The organism is Phenylobacterium sp., from assembly GCF_036495085.1.
GTDB lineage: Bacteria > Pseudomonadota > Alphaproteobacteria > Caulobacterales > Caulobacteraceae > Phenylobacterium.
In genome coordinates this window covers 14,495-35,633 of the sequence record NZ_DASXNL010000099.1, presented here as the reverse complement: position 1 = coordinate 35,633, position 21,139 = coordinate 14,495, and the positions used below count along the sequence as shown (strand labels likewise).

The window sequence follows — 21,139 nt, the reverse complement described above, 5'->3', positions numbered from 1 at the left end:
GTGGGCGAGGGCCTCAGGCATGTCCGCGGCCTGCTGGGCCCCGAGACCACGCTCGGCAGGCGCCGGTCGATCTTCGCCGACGCCCCCGACGTCGACCCCGAGGCCGCCATCGAGGCCATGATCGTGCGCGAGCCGATCACTGTCATCCTCTCCGACCGCGGCTGGATCCGCGCCGCCAAGGGTCGGGTCGAGGACCCCTCGGAGCTGAAGTTCAAGGAGGGCGACAAGCTGGCCTTCCTGGTCCCGGCCGAGACCACCGACAAGCTGCTGGTCTTCGCCTCCGACGGCCGCTTCTTCACCCTGGCCTGCGACAAGCTCCCCTCGGCCCGCGGTCACGGCGAGCCGCTGCGCCTGATGATCGACCTCGATGACAAGGTCGGCATCCTCGACGTCTTCGTCCACAAGCCGGGCGCCAAGCGTTTCCTCGCCGGCAAGGAGGGCTACGGCTTCATTCTGCCGGAAGACGAAGCCATCGCCTTCCGAAGGGCCGGCAAGCAGGTGCTGAACGCCGGCGCCAAGGGCGCGGCTGTCAGCTTGCCGTTGGGCGGCGCCGACCACCTCGCCGTCATCGGCGACAACGGCAAGATCCTGATCTTCCCGATGGTCGAGCTCCCCGAGATGCCCCGAGGCAAGGGCGTCAAGCTCCAGGCCTACCGTGAAGGCGGGCTCCGGGACGCCACAGTCTTCACGGCAGAGCAGGGCGCTGCGTGGACCACCGCCGACGGCCGCAACCGCGACTGGCCGGAGTGGCGCGAATGGCTGGGGCGCAGGGCAGGGGCAGGTAAGCTCGCGCCGAAGGGCTTCCCGGCGACGAAGCGGTTCAGGCCGAGGTAGAGGGCGGACAAGAGTCCGCCACCCTACGCCGGGCCAACGCTCACGCCGCGGTATCCAGATCCGGCCGCAACGCCTCCCGCAACGCCTCTGCCACCGCCTGGGCGATCGCGTCCTGCAGGGCGAATACGTCCGACAGTTCACGCTCGAATCCCTGCGACCAAAGCGTTGTCTGGCCGCCGCACTCGATCAGGTGGGCGCAGACCCGCACCCGTCGCTCGTGGCGCCGCACAGAGCCGTCCAGAACATGGGTGGCGTGAAACTCCGCAGCCACCTGGCTGACGACCTTGCGGGGTCCGCGGAACTGGAAGCTGGCGGCGCGCCCGAGCACCTTCAGCGACGTGCATCGGCCCACAGCCTGGAAGATCTCCTCCGCGACGCCCTCGGAGAACCAGGCCATCTCCGCGTCGTCCGAAAGAGTCTCGAACGGCAGTACGGCGACCAGCACCTGGGGGTCAGCGGGCTCCCTTCGCTCCGAATTGGCGACCACCTCGTCGAGCCGGTAGCCGACCCGAGGGATGGTCTCGATGGCCATGCAGCCGCACATAGCCCCCAGCCGACGCAGGGACGCCACGCAGCGGCTGACCGCGTCGTCGCTCACCATCCGGCCCCGCCAACAGCTGTCGATCAGCTCGTCGCGCGACACGACCTCGCCGCGCCGGCGGGCAAGCGCCACCAGCACCTGCATGACACGTGGCTCCAGGACCTCGCGCAGGCCGGAGAATCCGACGACCTCGCGCGTGGCTGGCCGCACGTGGACCGCCGACAGCTGGAAAGCCGGCTCGCGCGCCAGGTCGACACGCGGGAATACAGATAAGGCTTCGCTGTTCATGGCGGCGGCCTATGTCTGTCGGCGCCCCGGGCCCGCATAGGCGGGCGTCGCGCGGCGTCAGGCGTGGTTCGTCGGGCGCAGGGGCCCGGACCCACGAAAAGGGCGGCGTTCCGGAAGCGCGGCTTCCGGGTCAGATAGGCGCGCATGGGCGATCGTTCCGTTGGAGGGCGGGGGATTGCGCCGACCGACGAACGCCGTCTGAACTTCGGGAAGGGCCTTGTTAGATGGCGAGCGCGGCGGCGCAGCTGGTAAAGCTGGTAAGCGGAGCAGTCATTGAAGTTGGGCTCCCTTCGCCGCGTGGATGTCACGGAACGCGGGTTTGCCAGCGCTCGCGCGAAAGGTCAAGTCTCGTTCATGGCGCGCGTCGCGGCGCTGAGGCGTGGCGCACCGCGCCATTTTCCGCCGTCTCACGCGCTGTCTTGCCGAGCCCCCCTGGGCGGCGCGGCGAAATATCGGCGGCCCTCGGCGATCCATCGGCGCGCGCTCGGAACCTCCGCCGCGCCGTTCAGGCGGCGTCGAGGTCAACTCCAAGGAGCGATGCGAACCCGCTCGCACAACTTGGAGCTAAGCATATGTCTCGATTTGTAGTCGTCGCCGTTGCGTTCATTGCGAGCGCCGCGGCGGCCCCTGGCTGGTGTGAGCCTCTCGGCCGCAAGCCAGTCGAAGTGATGCAGGTTCGGGTGCCGGTTGGCGATCTCGACCTCAACAGCCGGGCCGGCGCCGACACGCTCATCCAGCGGGTCACCGCTGCCGCCGACCGGGCCTGCGGACGATCGAGCTCCGGTGGCGTCACCGGTCAGATGGAGCAACGCGCCCACCAGGTCTGTAAGGCCCAGGCGGTCGCTCGGGCGGTCGCGCAGGTCGATGCGTCGGCGGTGCAGGTCCGCTACGCCCAGAATAGGGGCGCAGTGAAAGTCCGGGTCGCCGAGGCGCGGCCTTGATCACGACAGACTGGCGGGCGGTGTCACAGCGACGCCGCCCGCCCTTTTCTGGCTCAGAACTCAGGACTGCGCCAGCCAGCAGAATCTGCCGGCCCGGGGATTTCGTCCGCGCGCCCCCTTGTGCCCTCGCTCGGGTGGAACTTTGGCGGCCTATTGGCGCGTGCGCCACTGCGGCGCGTTCAAAGAACCGTGTCTCGGGCTAGCCGCTACTCGAACACCACCACCGCCGTGCGCAGCGCCAGGGCCAGCAGCACCAGCGAGCCCAACATGAATACGCTGAAGCGGATCATGATCACGTTGCCGAGCGCCTGGATCAGGCTGTGAGCCACGCGGATTGCGACATAGGCCCACGCGAGCCAGAGATTGAGCCCTACGCCGGCGCCCGCCAGGGCGAGCGCCAAGGCTACGGCGTAGAACAGCGTGGGCTGCTCGTGCAGGTGGTTGTAGTTGTCGGCCTTCCAGCGCACGCGCGGCGGTATCACAGCGTTGAGGTCGGCGGCGGTCATCGCCGGGTCCATCGGCTTGTTGGCTGTACGGATCGCCGGGATGCGGGTGGCGTAGAGCCAGGCCCACATCACGAAGGTCCAGAGCACGAGGGCGATCACGGGTTGCAGGATCGGGCTGGTCATGAGGCGCGTCCTTGCGGTCGGCTGAGGGCGTCAGCAGACGCCACCGGAGCTTGGCCGTAAAGCCCGCGGGCGGACAAACATCCGACCTTTCCGGCCTTACCTCCCACTGCTTCGCGGGGGAGGTGGCGCCTTACGGCCCTGCGGGTTTCGCTGCACCCGCGGCCGCTTTCTCCCGCTCGGCCGCCCGGGCCGCGGCCAGGATGCTGGGCAGGGAGTAGTTCCCTTCGTGGCAAGCGTACTCGAACAGCTGCCCTTCGGCCGGGCGGAAGACCATCTCGGCGCGCCAGGGCCGTGTGAAAAGGGTGGGGTCCGTGACCTCGAATTCGTAAGCGAGCTCGGCAGGGCCGGTGCGCGTGAAGCGCTCCACAACTTGGGCCCGGTCGGAGAGCTTCAGGACGTCGTGCATCGCGGTGAACCCCGGCCGGAATCCCGTCGTCTCCACCACCAGGGTTGGGCCGTCCCAACGCCCGATCGAGACGCCCATCCAGGCGCCCAGCCCGGCGGGCGGCGGGCTCGCCGCAGCGCCCGGACGCTGGATCCGCACGAAGCGCGTCTCGTGGTTCTTCTCCATCAGGATTGCGACCCAGCCCGGCGACTGGACGATCTCCACCAGATTGGCGTCGTGGGCGTTGATCATCGGCACGCCGCTACCCGAGGCGGTCAGGCAGCGCTCGTCGGTATCGCGATCCTCGACGTTGTCGTAGGTCTCGGGGGGCATCTCGCCTATCCGCAGGCGCGCCTTCTGTGCCGTGATCCAGGGGATCCTCCCGTCCGCCGGGTCGACGATCCACGAGGAGCGCAGCTCGCCCCTGATCCGCGCCAGGCCTGGTCCGTTGTCGGGGAACTCGCTCTCGTTCTGGCCGACCGCATCGTCCTTCGAGGCGAGCTCGCCATGCAGGGCCCGCCGCGGCGTCTCATAGGCCTCGGCCTCGGCCTGGGTGGCGACAAGGCCCTTGAACACCTTCGGCCGCTCCAGTTTTGTGTACCAGGCGTTGGTCCAGACGCCGGTCAGGTCGGGCGCCCTGGCTCCGGCGGCGCGTGCGGTCTCCGACAGGGCCGGGGAGGCGCCCAAGGCGATCAGGCCCGCGGCAAGCCCCGCGCCCAGCGTCGCTAGCGTCCGTCTTCGTTGCATTGCCGTCCCCGTTCTGTAACAGCGTTACCCGATCCGCCTCGGCGGTCAACGCGGGGGCGCGGCATGGCGATTTTAAATGTGCGACGAGCCACGATGGCGATCCTGGGCGCGGCCTTGCTGGCCGGCGCGAGCCCCTGCGTCCTCCAGGCCGGCCCCTACCGCGCGCCGCGCACGGCTTTCGGCCAACCCGACCTGCAGGGCGCCTGGACCAACGTCTCGCAGACCGCCCTCGAGCGGACGCCCGACACCCCGCTCACCTTCGCCACCCGCGCCGAGGAACGGGCCTATGAGGCGCGGATGGACCGGGAATGGGCGCATGGCGAGTCCGGTGGCCTGGGCCAGGGCGTCTCGGAGTGGCACCCCAAATACCCCATGGCGCGGATCGACGGGCGGCTTCGCACCTCATGGATCGTCAGTCCCACCGACGGCCGTCTTCCCTGGCGCCCGGAGGCCCGCAGGCGGTGGGAGGCGATCACGGCCGCCGCCATGCGTGACGACGCCACGGATCCGGAGGTCCGCACCGCCTCAGACCGCTGCCTGATGGGCGGCCTGGGCTCTGCCAATCCGCCGATGCACAACCCGCCGGTCTCCGCCGGCAAGTTGATCGTCCAGACCGCCACGGAGGTCGCGATCCTCTCGGAGATGAATCACGACGTCCGGATCATCCGCCTGGGCGCCCGGCATCTGCCGAAGACCGTTCGGGTCTGGATGGGCGATTCCATCGGCCACTGGGAGGGCGACACCCTGGTCGCCGAAACCACCAACTTCCGCGCCGAGGAGGGGTGGCGGAACCCCTTCATGATCTCGTCCGACGCCCGCGTCACCGAACGCTTCACCCGCGTCTCGCCCAGCGAGCTGCGCTACGCCTTCGAGGTGGACGATCCGGCGACCTATACGCAAGTCTGGCGCGGCGAGATGCCGTTCCTGGCCGATAAGTCTCCGATCTACGAATTCGCCTGCCACGAGGGGAACTACGGCCTGACCGACATCCTCACGGTCGCGCGCCACGCTGAAGCGGAAGTGGCTGGCCGCTAGGCTCTGTCCCCCCTTACTTCCCGGCCGCCTTCTCCCGCTCCTCCAGTCGCGCGGCCGCCAGAATGCCCGCCATCGAATAGTTCCCCTCGTGGCAGGCGTATTCGAAAACGCGCCCCTTGGCAGCGTGGATCGTCGCCTCGCCGCGCCAAGGGCGGGTCAGCAGGGCGGGGTCTTCGACAGTGAAGGCGTAGAAGATCTCGTGCGGAGAGAGCTTCGTGAACCGCTCGATCACCCGCGTCGCCCCGGAGACCAGCACTCGTTGGCCCTTGGCGATCACGCCTGGGCGCAATCCCTCGGTCTCCACCACCAGGGTGTCGCCCTCCCACCATCCCACCGACGAGCCCAGCCATGACGGCGGATCGCGGGGCGCTGCGGCTGCTGCCTCGGCATTGGCGACCAGGCGGATGACGCGGACGTCATGGTACTTCTCCGACAGGATCGCCACGGTATCCTTGGTCTGCACCACCTGGATCACATTGGCGTCCGGGGCGCCCAGCATCGGCGCCCCTGCCGCCACCGTTGCCATGCAGCGCGTGGTGCCGCCCATCTCCTCCGGATTGTCGAGGCCCCCGGCGGCCGAGGCCGTGCCATTAGCGGGCGGCTGGCCGGCCAGCGCCGCCACGGCCGCCCGATATGGGAGCTTGCCGTCCGGCGGATCAACGACCGTCGAGGAGCGGATCTCGCCCTTCACCCGCGCCAGCCCCGATCCGCGGTCGGTCCACTCAGACTCCGACTGTCCGATGTCGCCGCGCTTGGACGCCGCCATCCCGTGCATCGCCCGCCGCGGCGCCTCATAGGCCTCCGCTTCGGCAGGCGTCATCACCAGTTGGGACAGGCCCGCCGGTCGCTCCAACTCGGTATAGCTGCCGAGGTCCCAGTCGCCCTCGAGGTCGCGGCTGGCGCGCGGAGCCGCCGCGGCGGTGACGCCGGCCACGACGCCTGCTGCGGCAAGAGCCACGATCAGCCATTCTCGAAGCATCGCGCCCACCCTCGTACCAACGTTACCCGAACCATCCGACCGGTCAACGCCAGGGGTGAGCCGCCCGCCGCCTCAGTGGTGGTGCATGCCGCCGCCGCACATGCGGTGCGCGCCTTCGTCCATCCACATGATCTGCACGCCGGGACTCCAGGTGAGCGTGCGGTGGCCGTCGCTCCAGACGAGCTCCACCGGCGGGCCGGCGTAGGGCCGGGCGGCCAGGGTATGCGGGCCGTAGCCGTCGAAGGCGTCGACGATGGCCACCAGCTTCCCGCGCTCGGTGGCGAAGCGGTAGTTGATCGCCCCGCCGTCCTGGCAGTTGAACTTCTTGGAGCCCGCATCGCCCGTCGCTTCGGGGTCCTGGCCCGACAGGTCGGCGTGGCCCTGGGTCATGGCGGCGCACGGCGTAGTGAGCGCGGCCAGGCAGAGCGCGGCGCCGAGCAGGGCACGGCCGATCGACCCGCATCCAGGAAATGCCATCGCCCTTGTGCCCCTCGTGATTCTGGGTCGCGGGTGCGGCCCGCACGCCACCGAACCCCGTTCGGAAGCATCGGTCAACGATGGAGGTCGGTGATTTCGAAGGTGACGCCGGCGTCACCTTGTCCTTGGGCAAGCCCGGCAAGGGGTGCATTATGCTGTCGCTCCGCAATGCGCCCCGACTGACGCCAAGGACCGGCCGATGACCAACCAGCCGCTGCCCACGATCCTCGACCTGACGCCGTACAACGAGCAGTTCCGCCTCGATCCGCACGTCATGCTCGACGACCTGCGCGACCGCTGCCCGGTGCACGCCGACGCCTCGACCGGCAGCGTGCTCCTGACCCGCTATGACGATGTGCGCGCTGTGGTCAACGACCGGCAGATGTGGCGCGACCCGCTAAAGGCGGAAGAGGCCGCGGTGATGCAGCGTCGGTTCGCAAACGGCGTCGATCCTACGCTTCCGCGCACCTCGACCACCTCAATCCTGATGCTGGACGATCCCGACCACGCGCGCGTGCGTCAACCGCTGGCTCAGGCGCTTTACGCCCGGGTGGCCCGGTGCCGTCCGCAGGTGGAGCAGATCATCGAGGCGGCGCTGGATGGTCTGGCCGGCGAGGCGGCATTCGACCTGATGGACCGCTTCTGCGTGCCCGTCCCGATCGATGTGATCGCCCAGATCCTGGGCGTCGACCATGAGCGGCTGGTGGAGTTCCGCGCTTGGTCGGAAGGTGTGATCCAGTCGCTGAACCCGTTGCGGACGCCCGGGCAGACCGCGCTCATGGAGACCGCCAGCCTGGCGCTTTCCAACTACTTCACCGAAACCATGGCCGCTCGCCGGGCGGAGCCGCGCGACGATCTGATCAGCGACATGACCCGCCAGCAGGCCGAGGGAGCCGACCTCAGCGACGATGAGTTGCGTATCAACCTCAGCGCGTTGTTGGTCGGCGGCAACCTCACCACAACCGACCTGATCGGCAACGCCGTGCGCCTGCTGCTGCTTCACCCGGCCGAACTGGCCAAGCTGCGCGCCGATCCGAAGATCATCAACGCTGTGGTCGAGGAGGTGTTGCGCTACGAGCCTCCGGTGGACATCACCGGTCGCATCGCCTCGCATCCGATGGACGTCGGCGGCTGCCCGATGCGGCCGGGCCAATCGCTGCTGCTGTCGCTGCGCGGGGCAAACCGCGATCCGCAGATGTTCGACGATCCGCATCGCTTCGACGTCAGCCGCAAACATCGACCGCACGTGGCCTTCGGCGGAGGGGCCCACATCTGCATTGGCGCGCCCCTGGCGCGCCTGGAGGCGCAGGTCGCGCTTGTGAAGCTGTTCGACCGCTTCCCGCACCTGGCGCTGGCCGAACCCGACGAGGCGCCGGCCTGGCGCAAGCTCCCCTTCTTCCGCGGGATGGAGACCCTGCCGGTGAGCGCTCAGGGTTCAGACTGAAGGCCCGGACGCCGAGGCCGCATTGCGGCGGTGAAACGCAGCTTCGCTTGCGGGGCGGTCCAGGAACCTTAAGCTTTCCCGATAACAATCGGGAGAATTTCACATGAATCGCCTGGCCTATTTCGCCGCAGTTTTTTCAACTGTCCTGCTGGCGTCGCCGGGCTTCGCCAAGGCGCCTGCCGCCGGAGCGGCGGCCGCTGCGCCGGCCGACCTCACAGCCACCGCGACGCCGGAGGCCGTCGGTTTCGACGCCCAGCGTCTGAAGCGGCTCGACGCCTACATGGCCAAGGTGGTGGCTGACGGCCGGGTGGCCGGCATGACCACACTGCTCGCCCGCCACGGCAAGGTCGTGGAGTTCAACACCTACGGCAAGACCAGCCTGGCCACCGGCCAGGCGATGCCGAAGGACGAGATCTTCCGCATCTACTCGATGTCGAAGCCGCTCACCGGGGTGGCCATGATGATCCTCTTCGAGCAGGGCAAGTGGCGCCTCGACGACCCGGTCACCCGCTACGTGCCGGAGTTCAAGAACCTCAAGGTGATGGTCAGCGCTGACAAGGACGGCAACATCACCGGCGTCGAGGACATGAAGCGCCCGCCGACCATGCGCGAGATCATGAGCCACACCGCCGGTTTCGGCTACGGCCTGGGCGACAAGCACCCCGTCGACAAGCTCTACCGCAAGGAGGAGGTGCTGGCCTCCACCGGTCTGCACCAGATGATCGAGCGCACCGCCAAGATCCCGCTTATGTATCAGCCGGGGTCCAACTGGTCCTATTCCAGCGCAGTCGATATCCAGGGCTATATCGTCGAAAAGCTCTCCGGCCAGACCCTCGGCGAGTTCATGCAGGCGAACATCTTCGCCCCCCTGAAGATGAAGGACACCGGCTTTTCCACCGGACCTGCCAAGGCCAACCGGTTGGCCGCGGTCTACGTGGGCGAGCGCGTGAACGACAAGGAAACGGGCAGGATCGTCGAAGCTAACGACCTCTTCAGTAACAAGATGCCCGACTACTCCAAGCCGCCGGCCATGGAGAGCGGCGGGGGCGGGCTGGTCTCAACGACCATGGATTACGCCCGCTTCTGCCAAATGATGCTCAACAAGGGCGAGCTCGACGGCGTGCGCATCCTGTCGCCGGCCTCGGTCGAACTGATGGACACCAACGTCATCCCGCGCAACGTGCTGGTGAGCAACAACGGCACGGGCGTCGCGCAGTTCAACGATGCCGTGGGCTTCGGCCTCGACTTCATGGTGGTCAACGACGCAGCCCGGGCCGGCCACATGGAGGGCGACAAGACCATGAGCTGGGGCGGCGCGGCCGGGACCTGGTTCTGGATCGACCCGACCAACGACGTTGTCTTCGTCGGCATGATCCAGCGAATGGGCGGCAGCGGCGGCGACGACCTGGGAACCATGGCGCGCACGCTCACCTACCAGGCCCTGCTACACCCGGAGAAATAGGCTCGCCTTGGCCGGTCCCATTCGACGCCGGTTCACCCTGACGGATCTGCCCATGGTGGGCCTGGCCGTCTGGGCGCTGGCGTTCCCAAGGCCCTACCTCGTTTGCCTGGCGGCCCTGGCGCTGCTGCCGGTCGCAGTGCTTCCTCTGTTCAACCGCCTGGGCGCCGACACCGGCGCCCAGGCGCGGCCCGCGTGGATGGCGTCCCTCGCGGGCCTGGCCGGTGTGGCGGGGGTTCTACTGGCGTTGCGGGCGGGCATGGACTTCCGACTGCTGGACTGGAAGCTCTCACTGGCGCTGGGCGCGCTGCTGGGCGCCGCCCTTGCGGCGGCGGTTGCGCCGCAGTTGCTGACGCTGCCCGCACGCCTCGTGATGCTTGCACTCGCGCTCGCGGCGGCCCTGGCCTGGGGCTGGGGACTCGGCGTTGCGGCTAACGGATTGTTCGATCGCGCACCTCCGGTCATTCACGCGGCCAAGGTGCTTGGCCGACGGGTGAGCCGCGGGAGCCGCTCGAAGTCCTACTTTCTCGACATCGCGCCGACGAACATCGCGGGCCTCGGGGACAGCGTCAGCGTGGGCTTCAGCCTGTACCGGCGCGTGGGAGTCGGTGATGAGGTCTGCATCGATGAACATGCCGGCGCTCTGCACTGGCGTTGGTTCAAGATTCGAACCTGCCGGCCAGACCCCGCAGCCTTGACTTTCGCCCCCCTCCATGCGCCCTTCCGCGCCTCGTAAATCAGCCATTTTCCAGAGCTAAATGCACGCTTACCGCACCCACACCTGCGGCGCGCTCCGCGCCGCTGACACCGGCAAGACTGTCCGGCTCTCGGGCTGGATACATCGCAAGCGCGACCACGGCGGGCTGGTGTTCGTGGACCTGCGCGACCACTACGGGCTGACGCAGCTGGTGCTGGATCCGGACACCCCGGGCTTTGAGCTGGTGGAGCGCCTGCGCGCCGAGAGCGTGATCCGCATCGATGGCGAGGTGGTGGCGCGCTCACCCGAGACTGTGAATCCGGGCCTGCCGACCGGTGAGGTCGAGATTCGCGTGAAGGACGTCGCCGTCCTTTCGGAAGCCGCCGAACTGCCGCTCCCGGTCTTCGGCGAGCCCGATTACCCCGAAGAGATCCGGCTCAAGAACCGCCATCTGGACCTGCGCCGCGAAACTCTCCATCGCAACATCGTGCTGCGGTCGAAAGTCATCCACTCGATCCGCAACCGGATGATCGATCAGGGCTTCCTGGAATACCAGACGCCGATCCTGACGGCGTCGTCGCCGGAAGGCGCGCGCGACTTCCTGGTGCCCTCGCGACTGCACCCGACCAGGTTCTACGCGCTCCCGCAGGCGCCACAGCAGTTCAAGCAGCTCTTGATGGTCTCGGGCTTCGATCGCTACTTCCAGATCGCGCCCTGCTTCCGCGACGAGGATCTGCGCGCAGACCGCTCCCTGGAATTCTATCAGCTCGACGTCGAGATGAGCTTCGTCACGCAAGAAGACGTCTTCGCCGCCATCGAGCCGGTCATGCACGGCGTGTTCGAGGAGTTCGCCGACGGCAAACCGGTGACACCTTACCCCTTCCCACGCATCCCCTACCGGGAATGCATGGCCAAGTACGGCACCGACAAGCCGGACCTGCGCAACCCGCTGATCATGCAAGACGTGTCCGAGCCGTTCCGCGGCGGCGGCTTTGGCCTGTTCGCCCGGATCCTCGAGGACAAGAAGAACGCGGTCTGGGCCATCCCTGCTCCGGGCGGCGGATCGAGAGCCTTCTGCGACCGCATGAACAGCTGGGCGCAGGGCGAGGGCCAGCCCGGCCTCGGCTACATCTTCTGGAGCGAGGATCAGGGCGGCTGGGGCGGCCCGATCGCCAAGAACCTTGGTCCGGACGCCACCGGCGCCGTCATGGGTCAGCTCGGGATGGGGCAGGGCGATGCCGCCTTCTTCGTTGCGGGCGATCCCAAGACCTTCGCCAAGTTCGCGGGCGCAGCGCGGACCAAGGTCGGCACGGACCTCAAACTCGTGGACGAGAACCGCTTCGAATTCGTCTGGATCGTCGATTTCCCGATGTTCGAGATGAACGAGGAGACCAACCACGTCGATTTCAGCCACAATCCCTTCTCGATGCCGCAGGGCGAACTTGAGGCGCTGAACACCAAGGATCCGCTCGACGTCCTGGCCTACCAGTACGACATCGTGTGCAACGGCTACGAGCTTTGCTCCGGCGCGGTGCGGAACCACCTGCCGGAGATCATGCTCAAGGCTTTCGAGATCGCGGGCTACGGGCCGAACGTGGTCGAGGAGCAGTTCGGCGGCATGCTGAACGCTTTCCGCCACGGCGCACCGCCGCACGGGGGCCTGGCGCCCGGCATCGATCGAATTGTCATGCTGCTGGCCGGTGAGACGGCCATCCGTGAGGTCATCGCCTTCCCGCTGAACCAGCAGGGCCAGGACCTGATGATGAATGCCCCGTCAGAAGTTGCCGACAAGCAGTTGAAAGAACTTCATATTCGTCTGGCTCCGCCGATCAGGGCCTAGTGCGGTAGGGGCGCCGTCACGTAGCGGCTCGGCATCGGCGGCAATGGCGGGGCCGGGGGCGCGGGGGGCGCGGGCGGAACCGGCGGGTGGCTCCAATTGGGTGAACCTGCCTGACGCATGATCACCCTGATGTTCGCGCCGCAGGTGTGCGCAACGAGCTTGTTCGGCAGGCGCGTGCGGGAGTCTCCGCATGCCTCATCGATCTGATCCTGGCTGAGCCCGCGGGCGCGCGACAGGTCGACGCCGATAATGATGGCATGGCGCAGTTCGGCGTCCTTGAAGTCGGCTTCATCGAAGCTCCCGCCGGTCAGGACGGCCATGTTCATCTCGGCCGACCGAAAAGACGCCTTGTCGAACCGACCGTCGACAAGCACGGCGCCGTTCAGGGTTGCGTCGCGGAAGTCGGCGCCATGGGCTTCGACCTTGGTCAGATTGGCGCCTTGCAACTCGGCGGAGCGCAGGCTGGCGCCATTGAGTATCGCCTTGGTGAAATTCGCGCCCATGGCCGAGGAGTCCGTGAGGTCGGCGTTGCTCAGGTTGGCGTTCGTGAAGATCACGCCCTTCGCCTCGGTCGAGCGCAGATGCACGTGCGACATATTGGCGCCGGTGAAGATCGTCCCGAGGATCTGCGCGTCGGTGAGATCAGCGCGGGAGAGGTCCGCGCCCGTGAAATTGGAGCCCAGAAAATGGGTGTCGCGAAGATCCGAGCCCACGAAGGCCGCGCCGGAGAAGTCTGCGCCGAGGAAGTGGGCGCCGGCCAGCCGGCGGCCCGACAACTCGCACTTTGGGCAGGCGCCGCCGAATCCCGTAGAGCGCGGCACCTCCTTGTCGCCGCCCGCCGCGATCGCGGCGTGAGCCGCGGCCGGCGCGGTGACGGCCAAGGCGAAAACAGCGAACAGAGCGCGGTGGAAGTTCTGCGTCACGCGCGGTGCGATCCTTGTAACCTGCCCAATCCATCTGCGCTGAGCCAGGGTGGCGCGCCACTTAATTCGCTGTAACTCTTAGAGCGTTAGCCGCCTTCGCTGAGCCGCGCTTAGGCGCTGTGGTCCTCGCCGAGGCGGCCGGCGCGCGCGCCACAGGTCTCACAGATAAGGGACGCGCCCTTGCGCACCACGGCCACGTCGCCACAGGCCGCGCACACGTCGGCTGCGTCCAGGCTGGATGGGCCGAGGATGCGCTTGGCGGTGGGCAGGAACACCAGGTTGTCGGGCGCTGCGCCGCGTGAGAAGCCGCGTGAGATGAACCGCGAGGCCGGCTGGGGTCCCTGCTCGGTCAGGGCCTCGCCGTCGACAGCGTCGGCTTTCCCACGACCCAGACCATCGGCGTTGAGCTCGCCTGGATCGCCCGTCGCCAGATCTCCGCGGCCAAGATAGGAGACCCCGAGCTCGCGGAAGATGTAGTCCAGGATCGACGTCGCCGACTTCACGGTGTCGTTGCCCGTAACCGGTCCTGCCGGCTCGAAGCGGGTGAAGACGAAGGCGTCGACGAATTCGTCCAGCGGAACGCCGTATTGCAGGCCGATCGAGATCGCGATGGCGAAATTGTTCATCAGCGAGCGGAAGGCGGCGCCTTCCTTGTGCATGTCGATGAAGATTTCGCCGAGTTCGCCGTCGTCATACTCACCCGTATGCAGGTAGACCTTGTGGCCACCCACCGCGGCCTTCTGGATATAGCCCTTTCGGCGGTCAGGGAGCTTTCGCCTGGTGCGCTCGCGCTCCACGACCCGCTCGACGATGCGTTCTTCCGGCGCGGGGAGGCGAGGAGCGCGCAAGTCGGCGGCGACGGGGAGGTCAAGGACAAGGTCGCAGGGAGCTTGCGCGCGCTGGACGCGGATGGCGGCCTTCGCCTGTGAAAGCCGCGCCAGGACGTCGGCGGGCGTGGCGTCCCACGGCAATTCCACATCGATGACGGGGGGGGCCGCCAGGGCAGGCGCGAGGGCCTGCAGCATCGACTGTCGTGGCGCCTCGCCCAACGACTCGGCGGTCCGGAAGACGTCGCGCACCCTTGGCGAGAGGAATTCGGCCTCGTCCAAACCATCGGCGCCCAGAGCATGAGCTTCCGCGGCGGCGACATCGGCGGCGCTAAAGCCCATCAGGGCCAGGACGTCGAATTCGTGGCTCGCCATCTGTTCGGCGCTGGCGCCTATCACGTCACGGACGAAGCCTTCGCCGATGATCACCGGCGAAAAGGCATCGCCCAGACGGCTGACCAGGGGGAGCGCGGCCTCGACCGCGGCGAGTTCGTGGTCGGTGAAGCCCCGGGCCATCAGCGCCTGATGGTTGACGCCCGGCGCGTCGGTCAGGTCAGCGCGCCCGAACAACAGGGCGTGAGCCTCCGCCGCCTGCGCCCCTGCGAGCGCCAGGCCATGGATCGCCGCCTCGTTCAACACACGCACCGGCTCGCCGTCGGCGCTCTCAGCTAGAGTGAAGGGTCCTGACCAGGGCTCGCCGCTGAGAAGGCCGCCTCCCAGGCGAAGCCCCAGATCCGGATCCCGGAAGAGGGCCAGTCCGCCGCCGGCGTCGGTCATGGCCCGGCCGGCCGCCAGGTAGAGCTCACGTGCGGTCTCGCGCGCCGCGTCGCTTTCATAAGGCAGGCCGTGGGCCACCAACCACTCGCCAAGTCCGGCAAGGCCGATCAGGCCCGGCCTGTCGCCCGCAGCGGCCATCGCAGTCGCCAGCAACGCGACCGCGGCTTCAAAGGCGTCGATATCGAAGCCTTCCGCTGTCCAAAATCCCATCAGGTCGACGCCGCCACGAGGCGCGCCGCAAGTTCCAGCGATCCGTTCAGCGCTGTCGCGGTCGGGCGCCAGCACCACTGCGCCGGTTGTCCAAGCGGCGCGGGCCACGGCGCCGTCGGCGGGGCCCGCGGCGACCAGGCGGACACCGGTGACGGAGACGGACGGCGCTTCCATCTCCCAGGTGCTTTCGCCGCATCGGGCGAGCGTGATCACCTCCAGGATCAGGCCGTCCGATGCGCCGGCGGCCCGGGCAGCCTCGGCCGCCCGGGCAAGACCTGGATTGTGTTGCGGATCTGCGCAGGCCTCGGGATCGCCCTCGCATCGCAGCACCGCGTCCATAACCGCCTGCAAGCGTCGGCCAAGCTCGAGCGAAGAGGCGAGCGCGGCGGCTTCACCGCGACAGACCGCAATCAGGGTGTCGAGCCTCGCCGCGGCGTCTTGCGATCCAGCCTCGATGACGGTGACCGACGGGCCTGCGGCTGTTGGCGCGATGGCGACCACCCCCATCAGCAGGGCTTGTGTGAGGTCGTCGCGAAACCGGGTGCGGGCGCGAACGTCCCTGATCAGTCCCTTGGTCTGAGCCGCGGCGGTCAGCGCTTCGACGTAGTCGCCGACGGCTGTGGCGATATCGCTCGCACCGCCCGCCCAATCGATCCAGGCGTCAAGCCGGGCGGCCGTCCAGTGGGCCGGCGCCTGGACTTCGGCGAGGCGTCCGCCGACCTCCACGACCCGCGCTTCGATTCTCGTCCGCGACGCTTCGCCACCCATCCGCCGACTCCTTCGTGAAAGCCTAGGCGTTGGTGATGGGGCCGATCAATAGATGTTGCGCTCTCGCGCCACTTCATCCCCAACATCTTGATCTGGGCCCGCCGGCGGCGGGGCGCTGGACGCTCTAAATCCCCCCGCCTATAGTCCCGCCCGCTCATGGGCTGCGCCCATCCCTGCTTTCCGGGACGAAATTCTCCGTGCTCAACTTCCTGAAGTCGATCTTCACCTGGTGGAACGGCGCGACGATCGGCGCGCGCTTCCATATCGGCCGCCGTGGGGTCTACGTGGGCCAGGACGAACTGGGAAACCGCTACTTCGAGGCCAAGGACGCCTCGGACAGCTATGACGGGCGCAAGCGGCGCTGGGTGATCTACCGGGGCTATGCCGACGCCTCGAAAGTCTCCCCCGACTGGCACGGGTGGCTGCACTACACCTTCGCCGAGCCGCCGACGGTCGAGCCCTTTGCGATCAAGGCCTGGGAGAAGGCTCACCTGCCCAACCTGACCGGCACGATCCACGCCTATCGCCCGCAAGGGGCGCTGGCTCGCGGCGGCGAGCGTCAGAAGGCGACCGGAGACTACGAGGCCTGGGTCCCGAAGTAGGCTCGCGAACGTGTCGTCCCGTCCGTCGCCGAAAGTCTTGCTCCACCGCGGAATCCGGCTCGCCGCCTTGATCGGTCTGGCCGCAGCCGGCGCCGTGGCCGCTCAACCTGCGCCTCCCGCGCCGCCCGAGGAGAGCGCTCCGAAGAGCGGCGCTTCGGAAGAAGCGCCGCCGATCAATGTGCCGACGCCGGCGCCGATCGCAGCGCCGCCGATCTCCGAGAAGGAGGTCGCCCCTGCCGCTCCGCCGGTCCAGGCCGAGCCCAAGGCGCCCGGCGTGCCGGTCCGACGCAACCGCTATGACGTGGCGGTGATCGAGGCGATCGACAAGGTGACGGCTGAAAGCCTCCGCTTCGAGGCCGCAGTCAACCGGCCGATCCGCTACAAGAGCCTGATCTTCACCGTGAAAGCCTGCGAGCGCTCCACGCCCGAAGAGGCGATCGATGACTCCATCGCCTACCTGACCATCGATTCTCAGCCGCGCCCCCTGCCGGGCAAGCCCGAGCTGTCGCCGCGCCAGGCGTTCCGCGGCTGGATGTATGCCTCGTCCCCGGGGCTGCACCCCCTGGAACACCCCGTCTACGACGCCTGGCTGATCACCTGCAGAGCGGCCGCACCGCCCATCGCGCCCGCACGGTGAAAATCGGCCTTTGCGGACAGCGCGAGCGCCAACCTTCGATGGTAGTCCAAGCGCGTGATCTCGACCGCCCCGAACTGGGTCAAATGGTCGGTCATGAACTGGGCGTCGAGCAGGCGATAGCCACCGGCCAGCAGCCGCGCGACGAGGTGCACCAACGCCACCTTCGAGGCGTCGCGGCGCCGCGAGAACATGCTTTCGCCGAAGAACGCGCCATCCAGCGATACTCCATAGAGCCCGCCCACCAGTTCGCCGTCGCGCCAGCACTCGATGCTGTGGGCGAAGCCGAGCTCGTAGAGGCGCACATAGAGAGCTTCGATCGAGTGATTGATCCAGGTCTCCGGACGTCCCGGGCCTGACGCGGCGCAGGCCAGCACGACGGCCTGGAAGGCCGTGTCGAGCCGGATCTCGAAGGGGTCACCCCGTATCGTACGCGCCAGCCGTCGCGACACGTGGAAGCCGTGCAGCGGTAGGATGCCGCGCCGCTCGGGGTCGATCAGGAAGACGCGGTCATCGTCGCGCGCGTCGGCCATCGGAAAGACGCCGCGCGCGTAGCAGGACAAGAGATCGCGGGCGTCGAAGTGCGCCATGAACGGAGCTTACATGCTGTGGCCGAACCGGCGATCCCGCTGATTATTCCGCTTCGGCGGAGGTCGCGCCTACCTAGGTCGACGCCTGGGCTTTCATCCAGTTTTCCAGCCAGTGGATATTGTAGGCGCCGGCAATGATGTCCGGGTTCACCATGAGTTCCTGGAAGAGCGCGATGTTGGTGTCGATCCCGGCCACCACGATCTCGCCAAGGCAACGGTTCAGCCTGGCGATGCATTCGTCGCGATCGCGTCCATGGACGATCAGCTTTCCGATCAGGCTGTCGTAGTAGGGGGGGATCGTGTAGCCGGCGTAGAGAGCTGAATCGAGCCGCACCCCAAGGCCGCCCGGTGCGTGGAAATCGGTGACCAGACCCGGCGAGGGCGCAAAGGTCTTCGGATTCTCCGCGTTGATGCGGCACTCGATGGCGTGGCCCTCGAAGACGACATCCTTCTGCGCGAACGAGAGCGGCAGGCCGGCGGCGATACGGATCTGCTCGCGCACCAGGTCTATTCCGGTGATCGCCTCGGTGACCGGATGTTCGACCTGCAGGCGGGTGTTCATCTCGATGAAGAAGAACTCGCCGTTCTCATAGAGGAACTCGATCGTGCCGACGCCCAGGTAGCCGATGGCCTTGACCGCATCTACGACGACCTTGCCGATCCTGGCGCGGGCCTCGGCGTCGATGGCGGGTGAGGGGGCCTCCTCCAGCACTTTCTGGTGGCGGCGCTGCAGTGAACAATCGCGTTCGCCCAGGTGGCACACGTTGCCGAAGCTGTCGGCGATCACCTGCAGCTCAATGTGCCGCGGCGTCTGGAGGTAGCGTTCCATATAGACCGCGTCGTCGCCGAACGCGGCCTTGGCTTCAGATCTTGCGGTCGAAACCGCCTCGTAGAGGTCGGCTTCGGTCTGGGCGACCTTCATGCCGCGGCCGCCGCCGCCGGCCGCCGCCTTGATCAGCACCGGAAAGCCAATCTCCTTGGCGGCTGCGAAGGCTTCTTCCTCGGTGGTCACCGCGCCGTCGGAACCCGGCACCACCGGGATGCCGGCCGCCTTCACGGCCTGCTTGGCCGTGATCTTGTCGCCCATCATCTTGATGTGCTCGGGCTTGGGCCCGATGAAAGTGAATCCGTGGGCGCCGACGATTTCGGCAAAACGGGCGTTTTCCGAAAGGAATCCGTAGCCTGGGTGGATTCCTTGAGCTCCGGTGATCTCCGCAGCGGCGATGATCGCAGGTATGTTCAGGTAGCTCTTGGCGGCTGCCGGCGGCCCGATGCAGACGCTTTCGTCGGCAAGCCTGACCCACATCGCCCCGCTGTCAGCCTGGGAATGGACCGCGACAGTGGAGATTCCCATTTCCTTGCAGGCGCGGTGCACGCGAAGGGCGATCTCGCCGCGATTGGCGATGAGGATCTTTTCAAACATGGTCTAGCCGATGACCGCGAGCGGTTCGCCGAACTCCACGGGCTGGCCATCCTGCACCAGGATTTCCACGATCTTTCCGGCCTTGGGGGCAGGGATCGGGTTCATGGTCTTCATGGCCTCGATGATCATCAGGGTCTGGCCGGCGGCGACGCTGTCGCCCACCTTCACGAACGTCTCCGCGCCCGGCTCCGGCTGCAGATAGACACTTCCCACCATCGGCGAATTGATCACGTCGCCTGCGACGCGGGCAGGGGCGGCGGCTTCTGGAGCTGCGCTTGGGCCGCCCGCGGCGGCGGCGAGCGGTGCAGCGGCCGGGGCGAATGGCGCAGCCTGCACCATCTGCATGGGCGCAGCCGTCAGTGTCTTGGCGACCCGGATCTTCAGGCCTGAGTGCTCGACCACGATTTCCGAGAGGCCGGTCTCAGTCAGGATATCGGCCAGTCTGCGCACCAGCCGCGCGTCGATCGGATCGGCTGCGGGGGCCTTAGGAGGGCTAGCCATGGGATACCTTCTTCTTAGCGCAGACTTTTAGCGGGTGAGACCCGCGGCGGCCTCAACGGCCAGTACATAGCTCGCGGCGCCGAAACCGGCGACAACTCCGGTCGCTGCGAGGGAGACGTAGGTTTGGTGGCGGAACGCCTCGCGGGAGGCCGGGTTGGAGAGGTGGCATTCCACCACCGGGACGCCCACCGCCTTCAGCGCATCGAGAATGGCCACGGAGGTGTGGCCATAGCCCGCCGGGTTTATCACCACGGCCGAGCCCTTCTCTCGAGCTTCCTGGATCCAGTCGATCAGTTCGCCTTCGTGGTTGGACTGGCGAAAAACGATCGAACAACCCAACGACGACGCACGGGCTTCGCAGAGCCGCTGCACGTCATCGAGGGTTTGGTGACCGTAAATCTCCGGCTCGCGGACGCCCAGGAGGTTGAGATTGGGGCCGCTCAGCACATAGATCGGTTTCGACATTCGGCTCCGCCGTCGATTCCGCCGACTTGTAACGGGAGGGGCTGCGGGTCACAAGCTTGCCGAGGAGTAACCTGTTGCTGCAGCTGACCGTCAATGGAGAGTCGAGGGCGTTTCCGCCCCTGCCGGACCTTGCGGCTCTGGTTTCCGCGCTCGGACTCGACGGGCGAAAAGTGGCAATTGAACGCAATCTGGAGATCGTCCCGCGCTCGGCCTATGGAAAGACGAGGCTGCTCGACGGCGACCGGATCGAGATCGTGCATTTCATCGGAGGCGGCTGACATGGATGGGTCCGTCCAGGCGGAAGACAGTTGGAGCGTTGCGGGCCGCAGCTTTCGCTCGCGGCTGATTGTCGGCACCGGCAAGTACAAGGACTACGCCCAGAACGCTGCGGCTGCCGAGGCCGCAGGCGCCGAGATCGTCACCGTGGCGCTGCGCAGAGTGAACCTCTCGGACCCCAGCCAACCGATGCTGGTGGACCATGTGAGGCCTGACCGCTTCACCTTCCTGCCCAACACCGCCGGATGCTTCACCGGAGAGGACGCGGTGCGCACGCTTAGGCTTGCCCGCGAAGCCGGGGGTTGGGACCTGGTGAAGCTGGAAGTGCTTTCCAACACCAAGCACCTGCTGCCCGACATGGAAGAGACGCTGCGGGCGCTCAAGCTGCTGATTTCTGACGGCTTCCAGGTGATGGTCTACTGCAGCGACGATCCGGTCTACGCCAGGAAGCTGGAGGACGCCGGCGCGGCGGCGATCATGCCTGCGGCGGCGCCGATCGGCTCGGGACGCGGTATCCAGAATTTCCTCAACCTCGGCCTGATCATCGAGCAGTCCAAAGTCCCGGTGCTGGTCGACGCAGGTGTCGGGACCGCGTCTGACGCCGTACAGGCCATGGAGCTAGGCTGTGACGCGGTCTTGATGAACACCGCCATCGCCGAGGCGCGCGACCCGATACGCATGGCGCTCGCCATGAAACATGCGGTCATCGCAGGCCGCGAAGCCTATCTGGCGGGGCGGATGGCGAAGCGCAGCTACGCTGATCCCTCCTCTCCGATGGCCGGGCTGATCTAGCGGCCTCAATCGGCCAATTGGGCTTTGGAGTTCGAGTGGAAGCCGGCGCGCCGAG

At 67.4% G+C, this 21,139-nt stretch carries 22 protein-coding genes; 11 read left to right on the top strand and 11 right to left on the bottom strand.

The features are described from left to right. On the top strand, positions 1 to 834 hold an 834-nt coding region (locus VGI62_RS11855; protein WP_331504697.1), incomplete at its 5' end, for a DNA gyrase C-terminal beta-propeller domain-containing protein. 40 nt (positions 835 to 874) lie between these two features. Here VGI62_RS11855 and VGI62_RS11850 read toward each other — a convergent pair. After that, positions 875 to 1,663: a winged helix-turn-helix domain-containing protein gene (locus tag VGI62_RS11850; RefSeq protein ID WP_331504696.1), complete on the bottom strand. Its 789-nt coding sequence runs from the start codon at positions 1,661 to 1,663 to the stop codon at positions 875 to 877. A gap of 572 nt (positions 1,664 to 2,235) precedes the next feature. On the opposite strand from VGI62_RS11850, the gene VGI62_RS11845 reads away from it, so the two are divergent. Next, positions 2,236 to 2,604, top strand: a complete 369-nt coding sequence (locus VGI62_RS11845) for a UrcA family protein (protein WP_331504695.1) — start codon at positions 2,236 to 2,238, stop codon at positions 2,602 to 2,604. 206 nt (positions 2,605 to 2,810) lie between these two features. Here the strand turns inward: VGI62_RS11845 and VGI62_RS11840 are convergent, their stop codons facing one another. Together VGI62_RS11840 and VGI62_RS11835 are read right to left on the bottom strand one after the other, a co-directional pair. Further along, on the bottom strand, positions 2,811 to 3,233 hold the full coding sequence (locus tag VGI62_RS11840) for an MAPEG family protein (RefSeq protein ID WP_331504694.1): 423 nt from the start codon (positions 3,231 to 3,233) through the stop codon (positions 2,811 to 2,813). Positions 3,234 to 3,363: 130 nt separating this feature from the next. Continuing rightward, positions 3,364 to 4,365, bottom strand: coding sequence for a hypothetical protein (locus VGI62_RS11835; RefSeq protein WP_331504693.1), 1,002 nt, complete (start codon positions 4,363 to 4,365; stop codon positions 3,364 to 3,366). A gap of 63 nt (positions 4,366 to 4,428) precedes the next feature. Here VGI62_RS11835 and VGI62_RS11830 point away from each other — a divergent pair, with 63 nt between their 5' ends. Beyond that, positions 4,429 to 5,400, top strand: coding sequence for a hypothetical protein (locus VGI62_RS11830; RefSeq protein ID WP_331504692.1), 972 nt, complete (start codon positions 4,429 to 4,431; stop codon positions 5,398 to 5,400). Positions 5,401 to 5,413: 13 nt separating this feature from the next. On the opposite strand, the gene VGI62_RS11825 is transcribed toward VGI62_RS11830, so the two are convergent. Together VGI62_RS11825 and VGI62_RS11820 are read right to left on the bottom strand one after the other, a co-directional pair. Then, a complete protein-coding gene (locus VGI62_RS11825; RefSeq protein ID WP_331504691.1) occupies positions 5,414 to 6,379 on the bottom strand; it encodes a hypothetical protein in 966 nt (321 codons plus the stop codon). Positions 6,380 to 6,451: 72 nt separating this feature from the next. Beyond that, positions 6,452 to 6,856 (bottom strand): hypothetical protein, encoded by a 405-nt coding sequence (locus VGI62_RS11820; RefSeq protein ID WP_331504690.1) that lies wholly within the window; start codon positions 6,854 to 6,856, stop codon positions 6,452 to 6,454. A gap of 199 nt (positions 6,857 to 7,055) precedes the next feature. Here VGI62_RS11820 and VGI62_RS11815 point away from each other — a divergent pair, with 199 nt between their 5' ends. The 4 genes from VGI62_RS11815 (at position 7,056) to aspS (ending at position 12,296) form a co-directional block, all read left to right on the top strand. Next, positions 7,056 to 8,300, top strand: a complete 1,245-nt coding sequence (locus VGI62_RS11815; protein ID WP_331504689.1) for a cytochrome P450 — start codon at positions 7,056 to 7,058, stop codon at positions 8,298 to 8,300. Positions 8,301 to 8,403: 103 nt separating this feature from the next. Beyond that, complete coding sequence (locus VGI62_RS11810; protein ID WP_331504688.1) at positions 8,404 to 9,762, top strand: serine hydrolase domain-containing protein; 1,359 nt, start codon at positions 8,404 to 8,406, stop codon at positions 9,760 to 9,762. A 7-nt stretch (positions 9,763 to 9,769) separates the two neighbouring features. Beyond that, the gene (locus VGI62_RS11805) at positions 9,770 to 10,495 is read left to right on the top strand and encodes a hypothetical protein (RefSeq protein WP_331504687.1); all 726 of its coding nucleotides are present in this window, start codon (positions 9,770 to 9,772) and stop codon (positions 10,493 to 10,495) included. 22 nt (positions 10,496 to 10,517) lie between these two features. Next, positions 10,518 to 12,296: an aspartate--tRNA ligase gene (gene aspS, locus VGI62_RS11800; RefSeq protein ID WP_331504686.1), complete on the top strand. Its 1,779-nt coding sequence runs from the start codon at positions 10,518 to 10,520 to the stop codon at positions 12,294 to 12,296. Here aspS and VGI62_RS11795 read toward each other — a convergent pair. Continuing rightward, positions 12,293 to 13,219 carry a pentapeptide repeat-containing protein gene (locus tag VGI62_RS11795; RefSeq protein ID WP_331504685.1) on the bottom strand — a complete coding sequence of 309 codons (927 nt, stop codon included), beginning with the start codon at positions 13,217 to 13,219 and terminating at the stop codon, positions 12,293 to 12,295. The two genes, aspS and VGI62_RS11795, sit on opposite strands and share 4 nt — an antisense overlap. 110 nt (positions 13,220 to 13,329) lie before the next feature. Beyond that, complete coding sequence (locus VGI62_RS11790; RefSeq protein ID WP_331504684.1) at positions 13,330 to 15,801, bottom strand: ribonucleotide reductase; 2,472 nt, start codon at positions 15,799 to 15,801, stop codon at positions 13,330 to 13,332. 197 nt (positions 15,802 to 15,998) lie between these two features. On the opposite strand from VGI62_RS11790, the gene VGI62_RS11785 reads away from it, so the two are divergent. Beyond that, positions 15,999 to 16,403, top strand: coding sequence for an NADH:ubiquinone oxidoreductase subunit NDUFA12 (locus tag VGI62_RS11785; protein ID WP_331504683.1), 405 nt, complete (start codon positions 15,999 to 16,001; stop codon positions 16,401 to 16,403). A gap of 10 nt (positions 16,404 to 16,413) precedes the next feature. Further along, positions 16,414 to 17,040: a DUF2155 domain-containing protein gene (locus tag VGI62_RS11780; RefSeq protein WP_331504682.1), complete on the top strand. Its 627-nt coding sequence runs from the start codon at positions 16,414 to 16,416 to the stop codon at positions 17,038 to 17,040. On the opposite strand, the gene aat is transcribed toward VGI62_RS11780, so the two are convergent. The 4 genes from aat to aroQ form a co-directional block, all read right to left on the bottom strand. Next, a complete protein-coding gene (aat, locus tag VGI62_RS11775) occupies positions 16,980 to 17,627 on the bottom strand; it encodes a leucyl/phenylalanyl-tRNA--protein transferase (RefSeq protein WP_331504681.1) in 648 nt (215 codons plus the stop codon). The genes VGI62_RS11780 and aat overlap by 61 nt on opposite strands. Positions 17,628 to 17,700: 73 nt before the next feature. Continuing rightward, complete coding sequence (gene accC, locus VGI62_RS11770) at positions 17,701 to 19,050, bottom strand: acetyl-CoA carboxylase biotin carboxylase subunit (protein ID WP_331504680.1); 1,350 nt, start codon at positions 19,048 to 19,050, stop codon at positions 17,701 to 17,703. Positions 19,051 to 19,053: 3 nt separating this feature from the next. After that, a complete protein-coding gene (accB, locus tag VGI62_RS11765) occupies positions 19,054 to 19,551 on the bottom strand; it encodes an acetyl-CoA carboxylase biotin carboxyl carrier protein (protein ID WP_331504679.1) in 498 nt (165 codons plus the stop codon). Between the two features lie 27 nt (positions 19,552 to 19,578). Further along, on the bottom strand, positions 19,579 to 20,016 hold the full coding sequence (aroQ, locus tag VGI62_RS11760; protein ID WP_331504678.1) for a type II 3-dehydroquinate dehydratase: 438 nt from the start codon (positions 20,014 to 20,016) through the stop codon (positions 19,579 to 19,581). 77 nt (positions 20,017 to 20,093) lie between these two features. On the opposite strand from aroQ, the gene thiS reads away from it, so the two are divergent. Together thiS and VGI62_RS11750 are read left to right on the top strand one after the other, a co-directional pair. Continuing rightward, positions 20,094 to 20,294 carry a sulfur carrier protein ThiS gene (gene thiS / locus VGI62_RS11755; RefSeq protein ID WP_331504699.1) on the top strand — a complete coding sequence of 67 codons (201 nt, stop codon included), beginning with the start codon at positions 20,094 to 20,096 and terminating at the stop codon, positions 20,292 to 20,294. Between the two features lies 1 nt (position 20,295). Continuing rightward, the gene (locus VGI62_RS11750) at positions 20,296 to 21,084 is read left to right on the top strand and encodes a thiazole synthase (RefSeq protein WP_331504677.1); all 789 of its coding nucleotides are present in this window, start codon (positions 20,296 to 20,298) and stop codon (positions 21,082 to 21,084) included. The last annotated feature ends 55 nt before the right edge of the window (positions 21,085 to 21,139 follow it).

Coding starts and splice junctions, on each gene's coding strand:
- VGI62_RS11850 (WP_331504696.1), bottom strand. CDS start 1,663: ATGAACAGCGAAGCCTTATCTGTATTCCCGCGTGTCGACCTGGCGCGC.
- VGI62_RS11845 (WP_331504695.1), top strand. CDS start 2,236: ATGTCTCGATTTGTAGTCGTCGCCGTTGCGTTCATTGCGAGCGCCGCG.
- VGI62_RS11840 (WP_331504694.1), bottom strand. CDS start 3,233: ATGACCAGCCCGATCCTGCAACCCGTGATCGCCCTCGTGCTCTGGACC.
- VGI62_RS11835 (WP_331504693.1), bottom strand. CDS start 4,365: ATGCAACGAAGACGGACGCTAGCGACGCTGGGCGCGGGGCTTGCCGCG.
- VGI62_RS11830 (WP_331504692.1), top strand. CDS start 4,429: ATGGCGATTTTAAATGTGCGACGAGCCACGATGGCGATCCTGGGCGCG.
- VGI62_RS11825 (WP_331504691.1), bottom strand. CDS start 6,379: ATGCTTCGAGAATGGCTGATCGTGGCTCTTGCCGCAGCAGGCGTCGTG.
- VGI62_RS11820 (WP_331504690.1), bottom strand. CDS start 6,856: ATGGCATTTCCTGGATGCGGGTCGATCGGCCGTGCCCTGCTCGGCGCC.
- VGI62_RS11815 (WP_331504689.1), top strand. CDS start 7,056: ATGACCAACCAGCCGCTGCCCACGATCCTCGACCTGACGCCGTACAAC.
- VGI62_RS11810 (WP_331504688.1), top strand. CDS start 8,404: ATGAATCGCCTGGCCTATTTCGCCGCAGTTTTTTCAACTGTCCTGCTG.
- aspS (WP_331504686.1), top strand. CDS start 10,518: ATGCACGCTTACCGCACCCACACCTGCGGCGCGCTCCGCGCCGCTGAC.
- VGI62_RS11790 (WP_331504684.1), bottom strand. CDS start 15,801: ATGGGTGGCGAAGCGTCGCGGACGAGAATCGAAGCGCGGGTCGTGGAG.
- aat (WP_331504681.1), bottom strand. CDS start 17,627: ATGGCGCACTTCGACGCCCGCGATCTCTTGTCCTGCTACGCGCGCGGC.
- accC (WP_331504680.1), bottom strand. CDS start 19,050: ATGTTTGAAAAGATCCTCATCGCCAATCGCGGCGAGATCGCCCTTCGC.
- accB (WP_331504679.1), bottom strand. CDS start 19,551: ATGGCTAGCCCTCCTAAGGCCCCCGCAGCCGATCCGATCGACGCGCGG.
- aroQ (WP_331504678.1), bottom strand. CDS start 20,016: ATGTCGAAACCGATCTATGTGCTGAGCGGCCCCAATCTCAACCTCCTG.
- VGI62_RS11750 (WP_331504677.1), top strand. CDS start 20,296: ATGGATGGGTCCGTCCAGGCGGAAGACAGTTGGAGCGTTGCGGGCCGC.